At 72.9% G+C, this 18,830-nt stretch carries 16 protein-coding genes; 3 read left to right on the plus strand and 13 right to left on the minus strand.

The features are described 5' to 3' along the window. Nucleotides 1–68: 68 nt before the first annotated feature. The 9 genes from AC162C_RS10240 to murJ form a co-directional block, all read right to left on the minus strand. Nucleotides 69–512: a GatB/YqeY domain-containing protein gene (locus AC162C_RS10240; RefSeq protein ID WP_484097455.1), complete on the minus strand. Its 444-nt coding sequence runs from the start codon at nucleotides 510–512 to the stop codon at nucleotides 69–71. A 13-nt stretch (nucleotides 513–525) separates the two neighbouring features. Further along, entirely contained in the window at nucleotides 526–858 is a 333-nt protein-coding gene (locus AC162C_RS10245; protein ID WP_484097456.1) for an HIT domain-containing protein, read from the minus strand. After that, nucleotides 848–2,044, minus strand: coding sequence for a MiaB/RimO family radical SAM methylthiotransferase (locus tag AC162C_RS10250; RefSeq protein ID WP_484097457.1), 1,197 nt, complete (start codon nucleotides 2,042–2,044; stop codon nucleotides 848–850). Before AC162C_RS10250 ends, AC162C_RS10245 begins: the two co-directional genes overlap by 11 nt. 84 nt (nucleotides 2,045–2,128) lie before the next feature. Further along, nucleotides 2,129–2,875 (minus strand): 50S ribosomal protein L11 methyltransferase, encoded by a 747-nt coding sequence (locus AC162C_RS10255; RefSeq protein ID WP_484097458.1) that lies wholly within the window; start codon nucleotides 2,873–2,875, stop codon nucleotides 2,129–2,131. Between the two features lie 17 nt (nucleotides 2,876–2,892). After that, nucleotides 2,893–4,011 (minus strand): J domain-containing protein, encoded by a 1,119-nt coding sequence (locus AC162C_RS10260; RefSeq protein WP_484097459.1) that lies wholly within the window; start codon nucleotides 4,009–4,011, stop codon nucleotides 2,893–2,895. A gap of 80 nt (nucleotides 4,012–4,091) precedes the next feature. Next, nucleotides 4,092–5,123, minus strand: a complete 1,032-nt coding sequence (hrcA, locus tag AC162C_RS10265) for a heat-inducible transcriptional repressor HrcA (protein WP_484097460.1) — start codon at nucleotides 5,121–5,123, stop codon at nucleotides 4,092–4,094. A 2-nt stretch (nucleotides 5,124–5,125) separates the two neighbouring features. Then, nucleotides 5,126–6,292, minus strand: coding sequence for a radical SAM family heme chaperone HemW (gene hemW / locus AC162C_RS10270; RefSeq protein WP_484097461.1), 1,167 nt, complete (start codon nucleotides 6,290–6,292; stop codon nucleotides 5,126–5,128). 85 nt (nucleotides 6,293–6,377) lie between these two features. Further along, nucleotides 6,378–8,168 carry a translation elongation factor 4 gene (gene lepA, locus AC162C_RS10275; RefSeq protein ID WP_484097462.1) on the minus strand — a complete coding sequence of 597 codons (1,791 nt, stop codon included), beginning with the start codon at nucleotides 8,166–8,168 and terminating at the stop codon, nucleotides 6,378–6,380. Between the two features lie 3 nt (nucleotides 8,169–8,171). Further along, nucleotides 8,172–9,791 carry a murein biosynthesis integral membrane protein MurJ gene (murJ, locus tag AC162C_RS10280; RefSeq protein ID WP_484097463.1) on the minus strand — a complete coding sequence of 540 codons (1,620 nt, stop codon included), beginning with the start codon at nucleotides 9,789–9,791 and terminating at the stop codon, nucleotides 8,172–8,174. Between the two features lie 173 nt (nucleotides 9,792–9,964). On the opposite strand from murJ, the gene rpsT reads away from it, so the two are divergent. Continuing rightward, the gene (rpsT, locus tag AC162C_RS10285; RefSeq protein ID WP_462973287.1) at nucleotides 9,965–10,225 is read left to right on the plus strand and encodes a 30S ribosomal protein S20; all 261 of its coding nucleotides are present in this window, start codon (nucleotides 9,965–9,967) and stop codon (nucleotides 10,223–10,225) included. 51 nt (nucleotides 10,226–10,276) lie between these two features. Here rpsT and holA read toward each other — a convergent pair whose 3' ends face one another. The 4 genes from holA to leuS all read right to left on the minus strand — a co-directional run bounded on the left by holA (nucleotide 10,277) and on the right by leuS (nucleotide 16,804). Then, a complete protein-coding gene (gene holA / locus AC162C_RS10290; protein ID WP_484097464.1) occupies nucleotides 10,277–11,287 on the minus strand; it encodes a DNA polymerase III subunit delta in 1,011 nt (336 codons plus the stop codon). Nucleotides 11,288–11,296: 9 nt separating this feature from the next. Continuing rightward, nucleotides 11,297–13,588: a DNA internalization-related competence protein ComEC/Rec2 gene (locus tag AC162C_RS10295; RefSeq protein WP_484097465.1), complete on the minus strand. Its 2,292-nt coding sequence runs from the start codon at nucleotides 13,586–13,588 to the stop codon at nucleotides 11,297–11,299. Next, entirely contained in the window at nucleotides 13,585–14,181 is a 597-nt protein-coding gene (locus tag AC162C_RS10300; RefSeq protein ID WP_484097466.1) for a helix-hairpin-helix domain-containing protein, read from the minus strand. The genes AC162C_RS10295 and AC162C_RS10300 overlap by 4 nt, the downstream gene beginning before the upstream one ends. 178 nt (nucleotides 14,182–14,359) lie before the next feature. Then, the gene (leuS, locus tag AC162C_RS10305) at nucleotides 14,360–16,804 is read right to left on the minus strand and encodes a leucine--tRNA ligase (RefSeq protein WP_484097467.1); all 2,445 of its coding nucleotides are present in this window, start codon (nucleotides 16,802–16,804) and stop codon (nucleotides 14,360–14,362) included. A 227-nt stretch (nucleotides 16,805–17,031) separates the two neighbouring features. On the opposite strand from leuS, the gene lysA reads away from it, so the two are divergent. After that, nucleotides 17,032–18,297, plus strand: coding sequence for a diaminopimelate decarboxylase (gene lysA / locus AC162C_RS10310; RefSeq protein WP_484097468.1), 1,266 nt, complete (start codon nucleotides 17,032–17,034; stop codon nucleotides 18,295–18,297). Continuing rightward, on the plus strand, nucleotides 18,294–18,830 hold the full coding sequence (locus AC162C_RS10315; RefSeq protein WP_484097469.1) for an NUDIX hydrolase: 537 nt from the start codon (nucleotides 18,294–18,296) through the stop codon (nucleotides 18,828–18,830). The genes lysA and AC162C_RS10315 overlap by 4 nt, the downstream gene beginning before the upstream one ends.

Below are 18,830 nucleotides of genomic sequence, written 5' to 3' on the forward strand. Positions count from 1 at the left end.
GGCCGGGGCCTCGGGCTGCGGGCCGACGGGCGTTCCGGGAACGGTCGCGCCCCGGTGAACCTCGGGCGCTAGGCGAGCTTCTCGCGGACGAGCTGGCTGACGACCGACCCGTCTGCGCGACCGGAGATCTGCGGCATCACGTCGGCCATCACCCGGCCGAGATCACGGATCGAGGTGGCGCCGACCTCGGCGATCACGTCGTCGACGATCTCCTCGATCTCCTCGTCGGTGAGCGGCTCGGGCATGAAGTCCTCGAGCACGTCGAGCTCGTACTCCTCGCGCTCCGCCGCCTCGTCGCGACCGGCCTGCTCGTACGCCTCGATCGCCTCGACGCGCTTCTTGCGCTCCCGCTGGAGCACCTGCAGCTCCTCGTCCTCGGAGAGCGGGCGCTGCAGCTCCTTCTCGGCCGCCAGGAGCGCGTTCAGGATCAGCGAGAGCGCGTCCCGGAGCCGGTCGTCGCGCGCGAGGCGAGCCTCCTTGAGGTCGTTTTGGATCTCTGTGATCAGGCTCACGCGTACACCTTGCCTACTCGAAGCGCTCGAGGCTAGTCCCGCCGAGCACGTGCCAGTGGAGGTGGAAGACGGTCTGGCCCGCCCCGGGCCCGACGTTGACGAGCACACGGTAGTCCTCGAGCCCCGCCCGTGCGGCGGTCTCGGCGACGAAACGGAGCATCTGCGCCGCCTCCTCGTCCGGGAACGCCCCGACCTCCCGGAAGGTGTCCACGTGGCGCTCCGGGAGCACGAGCAGGTGCGTGGGCGCCTTCGGCGCGATGTCGCGGATCGCGACGAAGCCGTCGCTGGCGTGGACGTGGTCACCCTCGCGGACGAGCGTGCAGAACAGGCAGTCGTCAGGCGGCAAGGGCGAGCACCCCCTCCTCGGAGACGTCGACGGCACGAGCGGTGACGAACGCCCCGACCGGTGCCTCGACGAGCCACGGCGTGTAGTCGTCACCGTATCCCCGGCCGGGGCGATCGACGAGCACGCGATCCGTCATCCCGACCTTCGTCGTCCAGCGTCGCCGACAGAGCTCGGTGGAGAGCGCCCGCAGCCGTGCCCCCCGCCGACGCTTCTCCACCACCGGGACCGTGTCGTCGGCGGCCGTCCTCGTCCCCGGCCGCGGGGAGTACGGGAAGACGTGGACCTTGGTCAGCCCCACGCGCTCGACGAGGTCGAGCGTCGCCGCGAAGGCGTCCTCGTCCTCGCCGGGGAAGCCGACGATCACGTCGCTGGTGAGGTTGAAGTCGCGGAGTGGCGCGAGCTTCGCGAGGAACTGGGCGGCCGTGTACCGGCGCCCCATCGCCCGCAGCACGCGGTCGTCCCCCGACTGGAGCGGGACGTGGAGGTGCGGGGACACGGTCGGCGTCTCCCGGAGCGCCGCGACGAGGTCGTCGTCGACGTGGTTGATCTCGATCGAGGACAGACGCAGCCGCTCGAGCCCCTCGATCGCGCCCGCCTCGCGCACGAGCCGCGCGAGCGTGTACCGCGCCACACGATCGCGGAAGCAGCCGAGATTGACCCCCGTCAGCACCACCTCCCGGTGGCCCTGGGCGACGCGGCGGCGGATCTCGGCGAGCACCGCCGTGGCGGCGCGGCTCCGCGTGCCCCCGCGCACGAGAGGGATCACGCAGAAGTGGCACGAGAAGGAGCACCCGTCCTGGATGCGCACGAAGGCCCGCACGCGATCGAGCCGGTGGTCGGCCCGGACGCAGCCGATCGCGCCGACGTCGCCCGCGACCGTCTCCGCGGCGTCCTCGCCGAGCGCGCGCGTGACGACGACGTTCGCGGGCAGTCCGTCGAACGAGCCCTCGAGCCTCGACGCGCACCCGGTGACGTACACGGCGCGCGCCGTACGGGCCGCGCGGGCGACGGCCTGCCTGGACTTCGACACGGCCTCGTGCGTCACGCAGCAGGTGTTGACGACGACGACCTCCGCGCCCGCCTCGGCGGCCTCGGCATGGCCGTCGGTGAGCAGCCGCTCGCGGACGGCCTGCGCGTCGGAGAACGAGACCTTGCACCCCAGGAAGCGCGTGGCGAAGGTCGTCACGGGAGCCGGCCCCTCGCGCACACCGGGTCGGCGGGTCGCAGGCGGCGCCCGGGCCGTTTCGGGGTCACGTCACGCATCGAGGGATCATCCCACGCGGCGGAAGCGGTCGGCCGACCACCCTTCCTGCTCCGCGGTCTCCACGTGCGCCCAGCCCGGGTGGCGCGGGCGTTCGCCCACGAGGTAGCCGGAGGTCACGGCCGAGGACGTCTCGAGCCTCGCGAGGATGGCCTCCACCGGGCCGAGGAGCACGTTGGCGACGGCGACGTCCGCACACGGAAGCGGGTCGTGCTCGGCGTCGAGCGCGCGCGTCGTCAGCTCGACCCCGTTCGCGCCGGCGTTGTCGGACGTCGTGGCGACGGCCACCGGATCGACGTCGACGGCGGTGATCGGGCCGAAGCCGAGCCGTGCGGCGGCGAGCGCGAGCACCCCGGACCCGCATCCGACGTCGAGCAGCGAGCCCCGGTCGCAGCGCGCGAGCAGCTCGAGGGAGAGGCGCGTCGTCGGATGTGCCCCGGTCCCGAACGCCCGTCCCGGGTCGATCACGACGGACGGCCGGCCCGCCGGGGGCGACTCCCACGGGGGGCCGATCCACACGCCGCCGGCGACGACCGGTCGATGGTACGAGCGCCAGGCGTCCTCCCACCCCTCCTCGAGCGGCGCGACGGTCGCCTCGGGGAACGTCTGGACGAGGGCCGAGGCGCGACCGGCGTCGACGAAGGCCACCAGCTCGACGCGCTCGCCGACGGCGACCTCCTCGAAGCCCTCCGGCGCGAGCTCGAGCACACGGGCCCGCGCCGGCTCTGCCCGCGCGTGCGCGACCGACACCGTCACTCGCAGCAGCGGCTCGCTCAGCGGAACGCGCTCTTCAGCCGGTCGAAGAACCCCTCGTCGTCGCGGTACGCATCGTCGTCGAGCGCCGCGTCGACCCTCTCGAGCTGTTCGCGCTGCTCGGGTGTGAGGCGTCTCGGGACGCGGACGTCGACGTGGACGCGCAGGTCTCCGCGACGCCCCGACTGCAGCGACGGCATGCCGCGTCCCCGGAGGACGATCACCTCGCCCGGCTGCGATCCGGCCGGGACGTCGACCGCGACGTCGCCCTCGGGCGACGGGACGACGACGGACGAGCCGAGCGCCGCCTGCGTGAAGGTGACCGGGGCGAGGGCCACGAGATGGTCGCCGTCGCGCTCGAGCCCGGCCTGCGGGCGGACGCGCACGAGGACGAAGGCGTCTCCGGCGGGCCCGCCGAGCGGGCCCGCGTGCCCCTCGCCGCGCAGGCGGATGCGCTGCCCGTCGTGGATCCCAGCCGGAACGTCGACGTCGACCTCGTGCTCGGCGAGCAGCCGCCCGGCACCGTCGCACTCACGGCAGGGTGTCGGCACGGTCTCGCCGAGCCCGTCGCAGCGGGGGCAGGTCGCCGAGCGGACGAACTGCCCGAAGACCGACTGCGACACGTGCTGCACGTGCCCGACACCGCCACACGTCTCGCAGGGGACGGCCGTCGTCCCCGGCTCGGCTCGCGCACCGTTGCAGCGGCCGCAGAGGCGCGCGACACGGAGCGGCACGCGGACGGTCGTTCCCGTGAACGCGTCGACGAGCGCGACCTCGACGGCGATCGAGACGTCGCCGCCGCGCGCCGGGCGGGCCTGTGCAGGGGCACCGAAGAACGAGTCGCCGAAGAAGGCGGTGAAGATGTCGGACAGGTTCCCGACGTCGAAGTCGGTGGGCCGGAAGCCGCCGCTGCGCAGCCCGGCGTGCCCGTAGCGGTCGTAGGTCTCTCGGCGCCCGGCGTCGGAGAGCACCTCGTACGCCTCGGCGACCTCGCGGAACCGGTGCTCCGCGTCCGGCGACCCGTTGACGTCCGGATGCAGCTCGCGCGCGAGGCGACGGAACGCCTTCTTGATCTCGGCGTCGCTCGCGGAGCGCTCGACGCCGAGCACCTCGTAGTAGTCGTGTTCCGCCGTCGCCATCGCGATCCAAGGGTAGCCCGACGCCCGGCGACCGGTACCGCCCCTTCCTGTCACGGCGCCGCCTGCCGGCGGGCCGGGTGTCAGGCGTCCTCGTAGACCTCCTCGACGAGGCGCGAGAGCTCGAAGGCGGCGGCGCGCACGACCTGGATCGCCTTCTCGTAGTCCATCCGCAGCGGGCCGAGGAGCCCGACGCCCCCGAGCGAGCGGTGGGACAGGCCGTACGTCGCACCGACGTAGGACACGTCGCTGAGCTCGGCCCCGTCCACCTCCGGCCCGACCCTGACCACGGGCCGCCGCGGGTCGAGCGCATCCGAGAGGAGCTCGAGCACGACGGCGCGGCGCTCGAGGAGCTCGAGGAGGTGCTGGCACGCGTCGAGCTCGGCGCCCCGGGCCTCTCCGAGCAGCCCGGCGGCCCCACCGACGTAGAGCTGCGCGCCGCTCTCGTCGAGCGCGTCGTCGAAGGCGGGACGGAGCGCGTCGAGGATGTCGCGCTCGCGCTGGTCGAGCCCCGGATCCTCGAAGCAGCGGCGCAGCGGAGCGCCGCCGAGACGGAGCCCCTCGGTCGTCTCGTTCAGGTACGCGCGCACCCACTCGACGAGACCGGGGTCGGCGGAAGCGCCCAGCTCGATCATCCGCTTCGTGACGCCGCCGGACGACGTGATCACGACGACGAGCACGACGTGCGGCTGCAGCTGCAGGACCTCGACGTGACGGATCGCCGCCGCGTGGAGCGAGGGGGCGGTGACGAGCGCGAGCAGCCGGGTCGCCTGGGACAGCGCCTCGGTCGTCTGCTGCAGCGCGACCTCGAGCTCGTTCCGCATCGCCGACAGGTCGACCGGGAACGGCCCCGGCTTTCCCTCGATCGTGTCGACGAGCTCCTCGGCGTAGAAGCGGTAGCCGCGCTCGGTCGGCACGCGTCCCGCCGACGTGTGCGGGTGCATGAGCAGCCCGAGCGCCTCGAGCTCCGCGAGCTCACCGCGGACGGTGGACGGGGACGCGCCGACACCGGCGCGCTCCACGAGTGTCCGGGAGCCGACGGGCTGGCCCGTGGCGACGTACTCCTCGACCACGCGCCGGAGGATCTCCCGCTTGCGTGGGCTCAGCTCGGTCATCGTCACCCGCATCGTATCGGCGGTGTGTCCCCGGTCGGGTGCGGCTCCCAGGAGATCAGGGCGCTCGTGACGGCGCCGCCGAGGAACCGGCCGCGAGTGGTCAGGAGGAGGGACGACCCGTCGGTGACGGCGACGAGCCCCGCCTCGACCAGCCGGTGCAGCGCGCCGTCGTCGACGACGCCGCCGAGCCCGTCGAGGTCGACAGGCTCGTCGAGGCGCAGCCCGAGCATCAGCCGCTCCCGTGCCCGTGTCGCCGTGTCCAGGTGCTCGACCTCGCGGCGCGGGGCCTGCCCCGACTCGACCGCGGCGAGGTACGCGGGCAGGGAGGGTGCGTTCCGCCGCCGGAGGGGGCCGAGTGTCGACACCGCCCCGACGCCGAGGCCGAGGTAGTCCGCGCCGCGCCAGACGGCGAGATTGTGCTGCGCGCGGAGGTCGCGGCGCTCGCCGGGCGACGGAGCCCGGCAGAAGTTGGCGGTCTCGTACCAGCGGAGCCCGGCTGCCGTCAGGGTGCGCACGACCTGCTCGAGATGCCGCTCCATCGCGTCGGCCTGCGCCTCGAGCTCGGCGCCCCACGCGTGTGCGAAGCGCGTCCCCGGCTTCGCCTCGAGCTCGTAGCAGGAGAGGTGGTCGGGCCCGAGCGCGAGCGCCTCTTCGAGGTCGCTCGCGAGGTCGGCCGCGCTCTGCCCAGGGATGCCGTACAGCAGGTCGAGGGAGAGGTTGTCGATCCCGACGTCCCGCAGCAGGTGCGCCGCACGCCGCACCTGATCGGGGCTGGCCGTCCTCTCGAGCACGGCGAGGAGGGCGGGCGAGAAGGACTGTGCGCCGATCGAGACGCGTGTCACCCCTGCCTGTGCGAGCGTCTCGGCGACCTCGGGCGTGACCGTCTCGGGATTGGCCTCGACGGTCGTCTCGCGCGCCCGGGGGAGCTCCGCGAGGAGCCGGCGGAGCGACGCGAGCTCGGTGAACGTCGGCGTCCCCCCGCCGACGAACACCGTGTCGACCGTGTCGTCGAGCAGGTGGCGCTCCCGGCGGAGCTCGCCGAGGAGCGCCTCGACGTAGCGGGCGTGCAGGTCGTGGCCCCCGACGGCGGTCACGAAGTCGCAGTAGCCGCATCGGTGGACACAGAACGGCACGTGGACGTAGAGGTGCCTGACGGGCGACGCGCTCACGACGGCGCTGCTCCACGGGACGTCCAGGGCCGCGGCCCGACGTGGGAGTGCGAGCGGGAGTCCGCGGCGGCCGGGGACACGGCGACTACTTCACGCGATCGCCGTCGAGGTTGAGGACGGCGAGGAACGCCTCCTGCGGCACCTCGACACCGCCGACCTGCTTCATCCGCTTCTTCCCCTTCTTCTGCTTCTCCAGCAGCTTGCGCTTGCGGGAGATGTCGCCGCCGTAGCACTTGGCGAGGACGTCCTTGCGCTTCGCCTTCACGGTCTCGCGTGCGATCACGCGCGAGCCGATTGCGGCCTGGATCGGGACGTCGAACATCTGCCGGGGGATCTCCTCGCGCAGCCGCTCGACGAGCGCCTTTCCGCGGTCGTGGGCGGCGGCGCGATGGACGATGAGCGAGAGCGCGTCCACCTGCTCGCCGCCGACGAGGATGTCGACGCGCGCGAGATCGCCCTCCCGGAAGCCCGCGACGTCGTAGTCGAAGCTCGCGTAGCCCCGGGTGCGGGACTTCAGCTGGTCGTAGAAGTCGATCACGATCTCGCCGAGCGGGAGCTCGTACGCGAGCAGCACCCGCTGCTCCGAGAGGTACTCCATGTGGTCGAAGCTGCCGCGCCGGTCGGTGCAGAGCTCCATCACGGCGCCGACGTAGTCCTTCGGCACGATCACCGTCGCCCGGACGTACGGCTCCTCGACGCGCTCCGCCTCGCGCGGCATCTCGGCGGGGTTGTGCACCTCGACGAGCTCGCCGGTCCGGCGCTCGACGCGGTAGGCGACGTTGGGCGCGGTGACGAGCAGGTCGAGGTCGAACTCGCGCTCGAGTCGCTCGCGGACGATCTCCATGTGCAGGAGCCCGAGGAACCCGCAGCGGAACCCGAAGCCGAGCGCCTGGGACGTCTCGGGCTCGTAGAACAGCGCCGCGTCGTTCAGCTTCAGGCGCTCGAGCGCGTCACGCAGCGCCGGGTACTCGTCGGAGTCGGTCGGGAACAGGCCCGCGAACACCATCGGCTTGACGTCCTTGTACCCGGGGAGCGGGTCGGACGCGGGGCGCTGCCGGGTCGTCAACGTGTCGCCGACGCGGAGCCGGGAGACGTCCTTCAGGCCCGTCACGACGTAGCCGACCTCGCCGGCGTCGAGGCTGGTGACGGGGCGCCGCTGCGGCGACATGAACCCGAGCTCCTCCGCGGGGAACTGGGTGCCGGTGGCCATCGTCGTCAGGCCGGCACCGGTCTCGAGCCGCCCGTCGACGACGCGCACGAACGCGATCACGCCACGGTATTGGTCGTACGACGAGTCGAAGATGAGCGCGCGGGCCGGGGCATCCGCGTCCCCCGACGGCGGCGGGACGCGCTCGACGATCGCATCGAGGACCTGCTCGACGTTCTGGCCCGTCTTCGCGGAGATGCGGACGACGTCGCCGGGATCGCCGCCGAGGAGCTCGCAGACCTCTCGGGCCGCCCCCTCGGGATCGGCCTGGGGAAGGTCGATCTTGTTGACGACCGGGACGATCTCGAGGTCGTTCTCGATCGCGAGGTAGGCGTTGGCGAGGGTCTGCGCCTGGATGCCCTGCGCCGCGTCGACGACGAGCACCGCGCCCTCGCACGCCTGCAACGAGCGGGAGACCTCGTAGGTGAAGTCGACGTGGCCCGGTGTGTCGATGAGGTTGAGCTCGTAGCCCTTCCAGTGCACGCGCACCGCCTGGGCCTTGATCGTGATCCCGCGCTCGCGCTCGAGCTCCATCGAGTCGAGCAGCTGGTCGCGCATCTCGCGCTCGCTCACGGCGTCCGTGAGCTGGAGCACGCGATCGGCCAGCGTCGACTTCCCGTGGTCGATGTGGGCGATGATCGAGAAGTTGCGGATGTCGGCCTGGTCCATACGTCATTTCGCCGCTGTTGGGCGTCGTCGCAACGCTAGCAACGCATCGAGCTCGCGCACGTGGAGCGCGCGGCAGGCCCCGAGGTAGACGAGGCCTCCCGCGACGAGCGCGCTGCCGAGCGACACGACCTGCGCCCAGAGCGACCGGCCGAGGGCGGCGTCGAGCGCCCACCAGACGCCGAGCGCGACGACCGCGAGCGCCGCGGCGGCGGCGACGATGCGGAGGAGGCTCGAAGCGGTGCGCCGCTCCTGGACGTCCTCGACACGCCGGCGCATGAGCACGATCAGCGTCGTCGCCCCGGCGAGATTGGACAGGGACGTGGCGAGCGGGATCCCCCAGACGCCCACGCGGTAGAGGGCGATGTCGAGGACGACGTTGAGGGTGAGCGTGCCGGTGGCGACGGCGGTCGGGATCCAGTTCGCCTGGAGCGAGTAGAAGCTGCGGTTGAAGAGCAGCATCCAGCCGTTGAAGACGAGCCCGACGGAGAAGGCGGCGAGGGCCCCGGCGACGACGGTCGTGTCCGCGGAGGTGAACTCGCCGCGCTCGTACACGAGCCGGACGATCGGCGCGGCGAGCACCGCGGCCACGAGGCCGGCGGGGACGAGCAGGAACGCGACCTGCCGCAGCCCCATGTCGAGCGTGCGGCCGAACCCGGCCATGTCCCGCCGGGCCGAGAGGCGGGACAGCGTCGGGAAGAGGACGGTCGTCACGGCCACCGCGAACATCCCCTGCGGGAGCATGTACAGCCGGAACGCCTTGTCGATGGCGGCCGGCGCGAGCTCCGGGTCGATCAGCCGTGACGCGAAGAGCGTGCCGATGACGGCGCTGACGTTGATCAGCCCGAGGGTGATCGTGACCGGAAGCATCAGCGCGAAGAAGCGGCGGACGGCGGGGTCGCGCCAGTCGACGACGACGGTCAGGCGTCCGTCGAGCCCACGCAGCCAGGGCACGGGCAGGAGGAACTGGACGAGCGTGGCGACCACGATCGAGCCGGCGTACAGGTAGAGGGCGGCGCTGTCGGTGTCGGTCGCGGGGACGCCGAGCACGAGGCCGAGGATGATCACGAGGTTCCAGGCGACCGGGGCGAGCGCCGGCGCGGTGAACTGGTCGTAGGCGTTGAGGATCCCGACGACGATCCCGGAGAGGCCGAGGAGGACGACGATCGGGAAGAGCACCCGGGAGAGACCGACGGCGAGGTCGACGTCGCCGCCGGGATCGCCGAACACCCCGATCACGAGCGGGGCGGCGAGCATGAAGAGCGCCGTCAGCCCGCCGAGCCCGAGGAGCACCAGCCAGAAGATCGTCGACGCGACGCGCCAGGCCCGGCGACGGTCACCCGACTCGAGCAGGCCGCTGAAGATGGGGACGAACGCCCCCGTGAGGGCGGCGTCGGCGACGAGCGCGCGCACGAGGTTCGGGATCTGGAAGGCGACGGTGAACGCGTTGATCGGCCCCGTGACCCCGAAGAGTGCGGCCGCGACCATCTCCCGGACGAGGCCGAGGAGGCGCGAGAGGCCGGTGGCGGCGGAGAAGATCGCCGTCGATCGAGCCAGCCGACGGCGAGGCGGCGATGCCGCCGCCCGCTCCTCGCGATCGTCCTCCGAAGGTCGTGAACCGCCCATTCGACACAGTTTCGGCACAGGCATGGCACAGGCCTGCGCGCGTGTGCTCGATAGCATGAACAGCGGGGTGGAGGAGTGGTGGCCCCCTGCGGCAGGGCGCCACAGCGGTGGGGCCCGAACCTGATACGATCTGCGCGCCCGCGGGAGCGGGCTTTCTCTCGCACAGGACCGGTATGCCGAACATCAAGCAGCAGGAGAAGCGAGTCCGAAGCGCCGCACGCCAGCGGCTCGAGAACCTGCGCTATCGATCGACGATCAAGACGCTGACGAAGCGGCTCGAGACTGCCGTGGCGGACGGCGACGCCGAGCTCGCCGCCAGCGAGCACCGTGACCTCGTCCGGATGATCGATCGCGCCGCCGCGCGCGGGGCGCTCCACCGGAACACCGCGGCGCGGAAGAAGTCGCAGGCCGCGCGGATGCTCGCGACGGTCTAGCGTCCCGGACTCGACCCGGGCCGGTGCGCCGGCCCGCGACCCGGGATCGGCCTACGTGCCGCGGCGGGCCCCGGCGGTGATGTCGACGAGCGCACGCTGCAGCTCCAGCTCGGGCTGGAGCCGACTGCCGCCCTTGAGCGCGTGGTCGAGCTCGGCCACGCGGACGAGCGCAGCGTCCAGCTCCGCGTCGCTGAAGTTCCGCCCGAACTCGAACGCCCGCTGGGCCTGGAACTCGTAGCGGACCCCGAGCTGCTTCATCGCGTCCTTCGGACGAACCCCGTGCTCCTCCAGGTGGCGTGCGCGCCGGACGACGCCCACCTGCCGCGCGAGTTGTGCAGCGATCATCGGCACCATCGCCGCGACCGGGCGAGGTGAGCGCTCGAGCGCCGCTTCCGCCGCCTCGAGCGCCCGGCCGACATCGCGGCGGCCCCAGGCGTCCGTGATCGCGTACACCGGCGTGTCCGCGGACGCCGCCACGAGGCGTTCCACCTCGAGCGCGCCGACCGGCTCGCCGGCCGACCACGTCGTGATCTTGTCGATCTCGGCGGCGAGCGCGTGGAGGTCGTCACCGACGAGCTGCACGAGCGCAGCACACGCGTCGGGATCGGCCGTGACACCCTGCGCCTTGAACCGCTCTCTCACCCATGCCGCCAACCGCCCCTTGGGCACGTCGTAGGCGAGCACGTCGCCGACCTTCGCACACGCCTTGGCAAGCGGAGCGTCGCGCCGAAGCCCTCGCGCGACGAGCGCCAGCACCGCATCGGGCGCAGGGGACGCCAGGTACGCCACGACCGCATCGACGTCCGCTGCCTTCCAGGCGGCGCGAAGCTGCCCCTCCGCGTTCGGCCGTCCGTCGACGTCGTCCACGATCACGAGACGCCGCCCGCCGAAGAGGCTCCCCGCGTTGCACAGCGCCACGACGTCGTCCCCCGTCGACTCCTGCGCCGCCACCCGCTCGATCGACTCCGGCACGAAGTGCCGCCGGAGCCTCTCGAGCGCCGTCGCCACCTTCGGACGGTCGGAACCGGTGATCAGGTACACGGGCCCGAGCTCGACGCTCACGCAGGGAGCCTAGCGGCGTCTCGAGATCGTCAGCCGACGACCGTCCGACTCGATCACGACGTCCCCGTCGCGATCGGTCCGGAGCAGGCGGAGACCGGGCACCGCGCGCAGAGCTGCGAGTGTCTCCTCGCGCGGATGACCGTACTCGTTGCGGCGACCGACGGAGACGACCGCGACCGTCGGACGCAGCACACGCAGGAGGGCCGGCAGGCCGCGATCCTCGGAGCCGTGGTGTGCCACCTTGAGCACCTCGACGGAGCGGAGCGGAAGCCGTGCCGTGACGTTCGACTCTGCGTCCGCTGTCAGCAGCACGTCGACACGGCCGAAGCTCGCGAGCATGACGATCGCGTTCTCGTTGGGGTCCTCGTCTGCGCGGCCCGGCGACGACGGCCAGAGCACACGGAGCCGGAGACGCCCCAGTGTGAACTCGTCTCCCGCCCGGACGACGGACACGGGGGAGCCCCGCTCGCGCGCGACCGAGAGCGCCCGGTCTCGATCCTCGCTCGTCACCGCGAGACCGGGCTCGAGCACGCGCTCGACTGCGAGCGACCGGATCACATCCGCGGCCCCGCCGACGTGGTCCCTCTGCGGGTGCGTCAGCACGAGGGCCGACAGCGATGTGATCCCCCGGTCCCGGAGCAGCCGGTCGACGCGCGCCTCGGGCGGGCCCTCGTCCACGAGCACTGCAGCCCCTGGAGCCTCCAGGAGCACCGCGTCGCCCTGACCGACGTCGAGGAACGTGACGCGCAGGCCCGACGGAGCAACCCATCGCGGTGAGCGCTGGGTCACGACGACGGCGAGGGCGAGGACGATCGCGACGGCGACCGAGGTCACGGACACCTGCCGTCGACGGTGAGGCGGCAGCCGTGACACCCACCACACCGCCAACCCCCCGACGACGAGCGCCCCGACGACGGCTCCCGCGTGCGCCTCGACCTGCGGGAGGCGGGCGAACAGGCGCGCACAGGCCGCGATCCACGCTGCCGCCTCACCGGCGAGCCACGACAGCGCCGTCGTCGCCTCGGGCAGAACGGGCTCGAGGATCGCGCCGGTCAGCGCCAGCCCGAGCACCAACGGCATCGCCGGCTCCGCCGCGACGTTCGCCGGAACCGACCAGACCGCGACGTATCCGAAATGGAGCCACACGATCGGCGCCGTGGCGACGCTGCACGCGAGCGCGACCGCCGCCCACACGACGGGACGGGCGATCGGCGGGTAGCCCGCGGCGACCGCCTGGACGCGCGGCACGGTCACGAGGATCGCAGCGACCGCGGCGAAGGACAGCTGGAAGCCCGGGTCGAGGGCGGTGGTCGGGCGCCAGGCCAGCAGGAGCACGGCGCCGAGCACGAGCGCGTGCCACCCGTCGCTGCGACGCGACCCCAGCACGGCGACGCACGCGACCGTTCCGGCGACCGTCGCCCGGGCCACCGACGGCTCCCAGCCGACGGCGAGCGCGTACCCGAGGATGCCCGCGACCGCGACCACCTGTGCCCCCAGACGGCCGACCGCGACCAGCCACGACAGTGCCGTGAGACCGAGCGCGACGATCGCGACGTTCTGCCCGGAGACGGCTGTGAGGTGGGCGAGCCCCGACGCGCGGAAGTCGTCCCGGAGCGCCGGCCCGAGGTCGCCGTCGTCGCCGAGGACGATCCCGCGCAGCAAGGCTCTCCGCTCACCGCTCACGCCGAGGGAGAGCGCGTGCTCGACGTGCGCGCGCAGCCGATCGGCGACGCCTCCGATCCCGCCCCGCCGGCCGACGACGCGCATCCCGTCCACGCGAGCGACGACGCTGATCCCTCGCCGCGTGAGCCAGGCGCGCTCGTCGAAGCCGGTCTCGGGCCCGCGCGGCGCCCGCAGCCGCGCGCGCACGATCTCGACGATCGCCCCACGGGGAGGCGCCCGTTCGTCCGGGAGCTCGGCGAGGACGCGTTCGCGGAGGTGGTCGGAGCCGAACCGCACGAGGTCCGCGAAGACCCGTGTCGACCGGCCCCACGGGCGCCCGGGGGACGTCACGACGAGCCGAGCGCTCGCCGACTCACCGACCCGATGGCGCAGGGAGCTCCGCCCGAGGTCGTCCATGCGCAGTCCGCCCCAGGCGAGCCCGACCGCCCCGAGGGCGACCGCGACGCAGAGCAACCTCGCGGCTCCCCGGGGAGCTGCGATCGCCACGGCCCCAGCCAGGACGCCGAGCGCGATCGCGAGTGCAGCCGGCGGCGACCAGAAGGCCGGGAGTGCGAGCCCGACACATCCTGCGAGCAGCAGCAACGTCGGCCACCGTCTGGCACCGAACGACGGCGTCATGGTGTCACGAGGTCGCGCAGCTGCTCGATCCGTGCCTCTCCGATGCCCGGGACCGCGTCGAGGTCGTCGACCGACGAGAACGGGCCGTGGGCCTGGCGCCAGTCGACGATCCGCTGCGCCGTCACCGGCCCGATCCCCGGGAGCGTGTCGAGCTGCTCGAGCGTCGCGGTTGCGAGGCTGATCGCCGCGGGGGCCCCGGGGAGAGCGCCCTCCGGCCGGGCTCCCACGGTGTCCCCACCGGCCGGTCGCCGACGGGCGGGGACGATCACCTGCTGGCCGTCGACGAGCGGCGCCGCGAGGTTGACGAGCGCCAGGTCCGCCCGCGGCGTGGCACCGCCCGCACGCCTGATCGCATCGTCGATGCGGGCCCCGTCGGCGAGCCGGTAGAGGCCCGCACGGCGGACGGCGCCGACCACGTGGACGACGAGGCGTCGACCGTCGGCCCCACGGACGTTCTCGACGACCGGCCGGAGGGCGTCGACGCGCTGCTCGTCGGCCGACCCCGATCGGACGTGACGGGCCCCGACGAAGACGAGGAGCGCGAGCACGGGAGCGAGGAGCCCGACGACCTGCGCGCGGGTCACGGAGAGCATGGGCCCAGCGTCGCCCCACGCACGTCACGGCTGTGGGCCTGCTTCGTGCCGAATCCGTGCCCGGGACGACGTCGGTGCCGCCCCGCCTCCACCGTCTGCGCCGAGTCGGCCCGGGCACCCACCACGGGCGCTCTTCGACCACCTCGCGTGGTGCGGCGGGCGATGCCCCGCCGCGGCCCTAGACGACGATGTTCACGAGCTTGTCGGGGACGACGATCGTGCGCCGTGGCTCCCCGCCGTCGAGGTGCGCACGCACACGGTCGGAGGCGAGCGCGAGCGCGACGAGCTCGTCCTCGGACGTCCCCGCCGGCACCTGCACCCGGTCGCGCACCTTGCCGTTCACCTGGAACACGACCTCCACCGTCTCCTGCTCGAGCAGCGCCGGGTCGGGCTCGGGCCACGGCCGCTCCCAGAGGCGCGTTCCGCCGAGGACGGACCACAGCTCCTCGGCGATGTGCGGAGCGTAGGGCTGGATCAGCGAGAGCACCGTCTCCGTGGTGAACCGCACCTCGCCGGCGCGGGCAGGGTCGTCCTTCGCCCGGTACGTCTCGTTGACGAGCTCGAAGAGGGCCGCGATCGGCGTGTGGAACTGGAAGCGGCGCAGGACGTCGTCGGACACCTTCGCGATCGTGCGGTGCGACGCGCGGATCAGCTCTCCGTCGCCGGGCACGTCGACCGGTCCGTCGTCGGCGACCTCGAGCACCAGGCGCCAGATCCGGTCGAGCAACCGCGCCGTCCCGTCGATCCCCTCGTCCTGCCACTCCTTGTCCGCCTCGGCGGGGCCCATGTAGAGGATGTACAGCCGCAGCGCGTCTGCGCCGTAGCGCTCGATCGCCTCGTCCGGCGCGACGACGTTGCCCTTCGACTTCGACATCTTCGCGCCGAAGCGGTAGATCATCCCCTGCGTGAACAGCCGCGCGAACGGCTCGCGCACGCCGAGCAGCCCGAGGTCGTTCAGCACCTTCGTGAAGAACCGCGCGTACAGCAGGTGCAGCACCGCGTGCTCGATCCCGCCGATGTACTGGCGCACAGGCATCCAGTAGTCGGCGAGACGGCGGTCGAAGGGCGCCGTCTCGTTCCGGGCGTCGGTGTAGCGCAGGAAGTACCAGGACGAGTCGACGAACGTGTCCATCGTGTCGGTCTCGCGCAGCGCGGGCCCGCCGCACGACGGGCACGTCGTGTGCAGCCACTCCTCGGCCGTCGCGAGCGGCGAGCGACCCTTCGGCTTGTAGTCCTCGACGAAGGGCAGCTCGACCGGGAGCTCGTCGTCGGGCACGGGCACCATCCCGCAGGCCTCGCAGTGGACGATCGGGATCGGGCAACCCCAGTAGCGCTGGCGCGAGAGGAGCCAGTCGCGCAGGCGATACCCGATCGTCGCCTCGCCCCGCCGGGTCTCCGCGAGCCACGCGACGATCGCGGACAGCGCCTCGGGGGTCGGCAGCCCCGAGAACTGCGCCGAATTGACGGAGCGGGCGGCGTCCGTCTTGTCCGTCCAGGGCAGCTCGACCGCGGAGCCGTCCGCCGGCTCGACCACCGGGCGGATCTCGAGCCCGTAGGTCTCGGCGAACGCGTGGTCTCGCTCGTCGTGGGCGGGCACGGCCATGATCGCACCGGTGCCGTACTCGACGAGCACGTAGTCGGCGACCCAGATCGGGATGCGCTCGTCGTTGACCGGGTTGACCGCGTAGCGCCCCGTGAAGACGCCGTCCTTCTCCTTCGTCTCTCGCTCGACCGCCGACCTGCCGGCCGTGCGCCTCACGTATGCGAGCACCTCCTCCTCGTGCTCGCCTCCGGCGACGAGGTCGGGGACGAGCGGGTGCTCCGGCGCGAGCACGAAGAAGGTGGCGCCGAAGAGCGTGTCCGGGCGGGTCGTGAAGACAGGGAGCTCCTCCCCGCTCCCCTCGACCGTGAAGACGACGCGCGCCCCCTCCGAGCGGCCGATCCAGTTGCGCTGCATCGTGAGGACGCGCTCCGGCCAGGACTCGAGCAGGGCCATCTCCTCGAGGAGCGCGTCGGCGTAGTCGGTGATCCTGAAGAACCACTGGGTGAGGCTGCGCGACTCGACCTCCGCGCCGCAGCGCTCGCAGAGGCCGTCGATCACCTGCTCGTTGGCGAGGACGGTCTGGTCGTTCGGGCACCACTTGACCGGGGCCTCCTTGCGATAGGCGAGGCCCCGCTCGTAGAAGCGCAGGAAGAGCCACTGCGTCCAGCGGTAGTAGTCGGGCTCGCACGTGGAGACCTCGCGCGACCAGTCGATCGCCCAGCCCATCCGCCGCATCTGCCGGCGGATCGTCTCGATGTTCGTCGTGGTGATCGTGCGCGGATGCCCGCCGTCGCGGATCGCAGCGTTCTCGGCGTTCAGGCCGAAGGCGTCGTAGCCCATCGGGCGCAGGACGCGCATCCCCTGCCGGCGGCGGACGTGGGTGAAGACATCGCCGAGCGTGTAGTTGAACACGTGCCCCATGTGGAGCTCGCCCGAGGGGTAGGGCAGCATCTCGAGCACGTACGTCGTCTGCTCGTCGGCCGGCGTTCCGGGCTCCGGGTTCGGCACGACGAACGCCTGCTCGTCCTCCCAGACGCGCTGCCACTTCGCCTCGATCGCCTGCGGGTCGTAGCGCTCCATCTCTCCTCGTGGATTCGGCCTCAGGAACGAAAAAGCCTCTCGCGGGAGAGGCTCAGGGGGAGTCGCCGCGGCATCGCCGCGTTTCCTCCCTCGACTACGGAAGACGCTGACACATCGGGCCACAGGCTATCAGGTGGTACCGTCGCCGACGTGGGTCACGCAGGGGCGAACCGGACGAGCGTGCACGATGGGTCGGCGGCCGCGCGACTCGGTGTCGCCCGCGGCGGATGATCGATCTCTTCCCCGACTCGACACGGGTCGATCGCGGGTCGATCGCCCTCGGCGGGGTCGCTGCCGAGACGCTCGCGTCGGAGCACGGGACACCGCTCGTCGTCTACTGCGAGGAGACCCTCCGGGCGCGTGCCCGCGCCCTCGCGGCCGCGATCACGCCCGGGAGGACGTTCTTCGGGACGAAGGCCTTCGCGAACGTCGCGCTCCTGCGGCTCCTCCGCGAGGAGGGCGCCGGGGCCGACGTGGCGTCGATCGGGGAGCTCGCGTTCGCACGGGCGGCCGGGATCGCGGGTGACGAGGTCGTCGTCCACGGGAACGCGAAGGACGAGCGGTTCCTGGCCGCCGCGGCGGCGGCCGGAGGGCTCGTCGTGCTCGACGCGCCCGACGAGGCCCGCCTCGCCGCCGCTGCCGGGGTCGGGCGCGCGCTCGTACGGGTCACGCTCGGCGTCGACGCCGACACCCACGAGGCGATCCGCACGGGCCATCACGGCTCGAAGTTCGGTCTCCCGCCCGACCAGGCGCTCGCGCTCCTCGCCGAGGGGCTCGACGCCGGGATCGAGATGCTCGGGCTGCACGTCCACGTCGGCTCGCAGATGGCGGACTTCGACGCCCAGGAGGAGACGATCGGGCGCCTCGCCGCGTTCGCCGGGCGGTGCCGGACGGAGCTCGGCTGGACGGCGCGCGTGGCCGACCTCGGCGGTGGCTTCGGGATCCGCCACCATTCCGACGAGCGGGTGACCGACGCCGTCGAGCTCGCCGCGGCGGCGGCGACCACCGCCCGCGCCGCGTTCGTCGCCGCGGGGCTCCCGGAGCCGGAGGTGTGGCTCGAGCCCGGGCGCTCGCTCGTCGGCCCGGCCGGCGTGACGCTGTACCGCGTGATCACGGTCAAGCGCCTTCCCGGCCGCACGTGGGTCGCGATCGACGGCGGCATGTCCGACAACCCGCGCCCGCAGCTCTACGACGCCCGCTACACGGCGGTGTCCGCCGCGCGCGCCGACGAGCCGGCCGACGAGGTCGTGAGCGTCGCCGGCATGCACTGCGAGTCGGGGGACGTGTTGATCGACGACGTCGCGCTGCCGGCCCCTCGCCCCGGCGACCTCCTCGCCGTCCCGGCGACCGGTGCGTACACGCTCGCGATGGCGTCCAACTACAACGGCGTCGGTCGGCCGGCGGCCGTGCTCGTCGCCGACGGCCGGGCACGGCTGATCCGACGCCGCGAGACGGTCGACGACCTGCTCGCGCTCGAGTCGCCCGCGCCGTGACGGCGCCGGACGCGATGCGGGAGGCGGCCGTCCTCGTCCCCGTCTACCGCGACGGGGACGGCGTCCTCCGGATCGTCCTCGTCGTGCGGGCCGACGACGGGGGGCTCCACGGCGGGCAGATCGGGCTCCCCGGCGGTCGACCCGAGCCCGAAGACGCCGACCTGCGCGCGACCGCGCTGCGCGAGGCACGGGAGGAGATCGGGCTCGACCCGGACGCGGTCACCGTTCTCGGCGCCCTCCCGCGCGTCGCGACGCGCGCGACGGGGTACCGGGTCGCCCCGTACCTCGCCCGGCTCCGGCAGCCCCCGACGTTCGTGCTGCAGGAGGTGGAGATCGTCGGCGTGCTCACCCCGAGCGTCGAGGAGCTGGCCGATCCGGCCGGGCGCACGACGCTCCCGTTCACGTCCCGTCGCTTTCCCGAGCCGATCGAGGTCGACGGGATCGACGTCGACGGCCACGTGCTCTGGGGGATGACGCTGCGCATCCTCGACCACGTCGTCCCGCGCCTGCTCGCGGGCGCGTGGGACGTCTGA

The organism is Gaiella sp. (assembly GCF_057140465.1).

What these genes read in the sequence shown, in the direction of transcription:
- AC162C_RS10260 (WP_484097459.1), bottom strand. Translation starts at nt 4,011, where the DNA reads ATGGCGACGGCGGAACACGACTACTACGAGGTGCTCGGCGTCGAGCGC.
- hrcA (WP_484097460.1), bottom strand. Translation starts at nt 5,123, where the DNA reads ATGACCGAGCTGAGCCCACGCAAGCGGGAGATCCTCCGGCGCGTGGTC.
- lepA (WP_484097462.1), bottom strand. Translation starts at nt 8,168, where the DNA reads ATGGACCAGGCCGACATCCGCAACTTCTCGATCATCGCCCACATCGAC.
- murJ (WP_484097463.1), bottom strand. Translation starts at nt 9,791, where the DNA reads ATGGGCGGTTCACGACCTTCGGAGGACGATCGCGAGGAGCGGGCGGCG.
- rpsT (WP_462973287.1), top strand. Translation starts at nt 9,965, where the DNA reads ATGCCGAACATCAAGCAGCAGGAGAAGCGAGTCCGAAGCGCCGCACGC.
- AC162C_RS10295 (WP_484097465.1), bottom strand. Translation starts at nt 13,588, where the DNA reads ATGACGCCGTCGTTCGGTGCCAGACGGTGGCCGACGTTGCTGCTGCTC.
- AC162C_RS10300 (WP_484097466.1), bottom strand. Translation starts at nt 14,181, where the DNA reads ATGCTCTCCGTGACCCGCGCGCAGGTCGTCGGGCTCCTCGCTCCCGTG.
- leuS (WP_484097467.1), bottom strand. Translation starts at nt 16,804, where the DNA reads ATGGAGCGCTACGACCCGCAGGCGATCGAGGCGAAGTGGCAGCGCGTC.
- lysA (WP_484097468.1), top strand. Translation starts at nt 17,032, where the DNA reads ATGATCGATCTCTTCCCCGACTCGACACGGGTCGATCGCGGGTCGATC.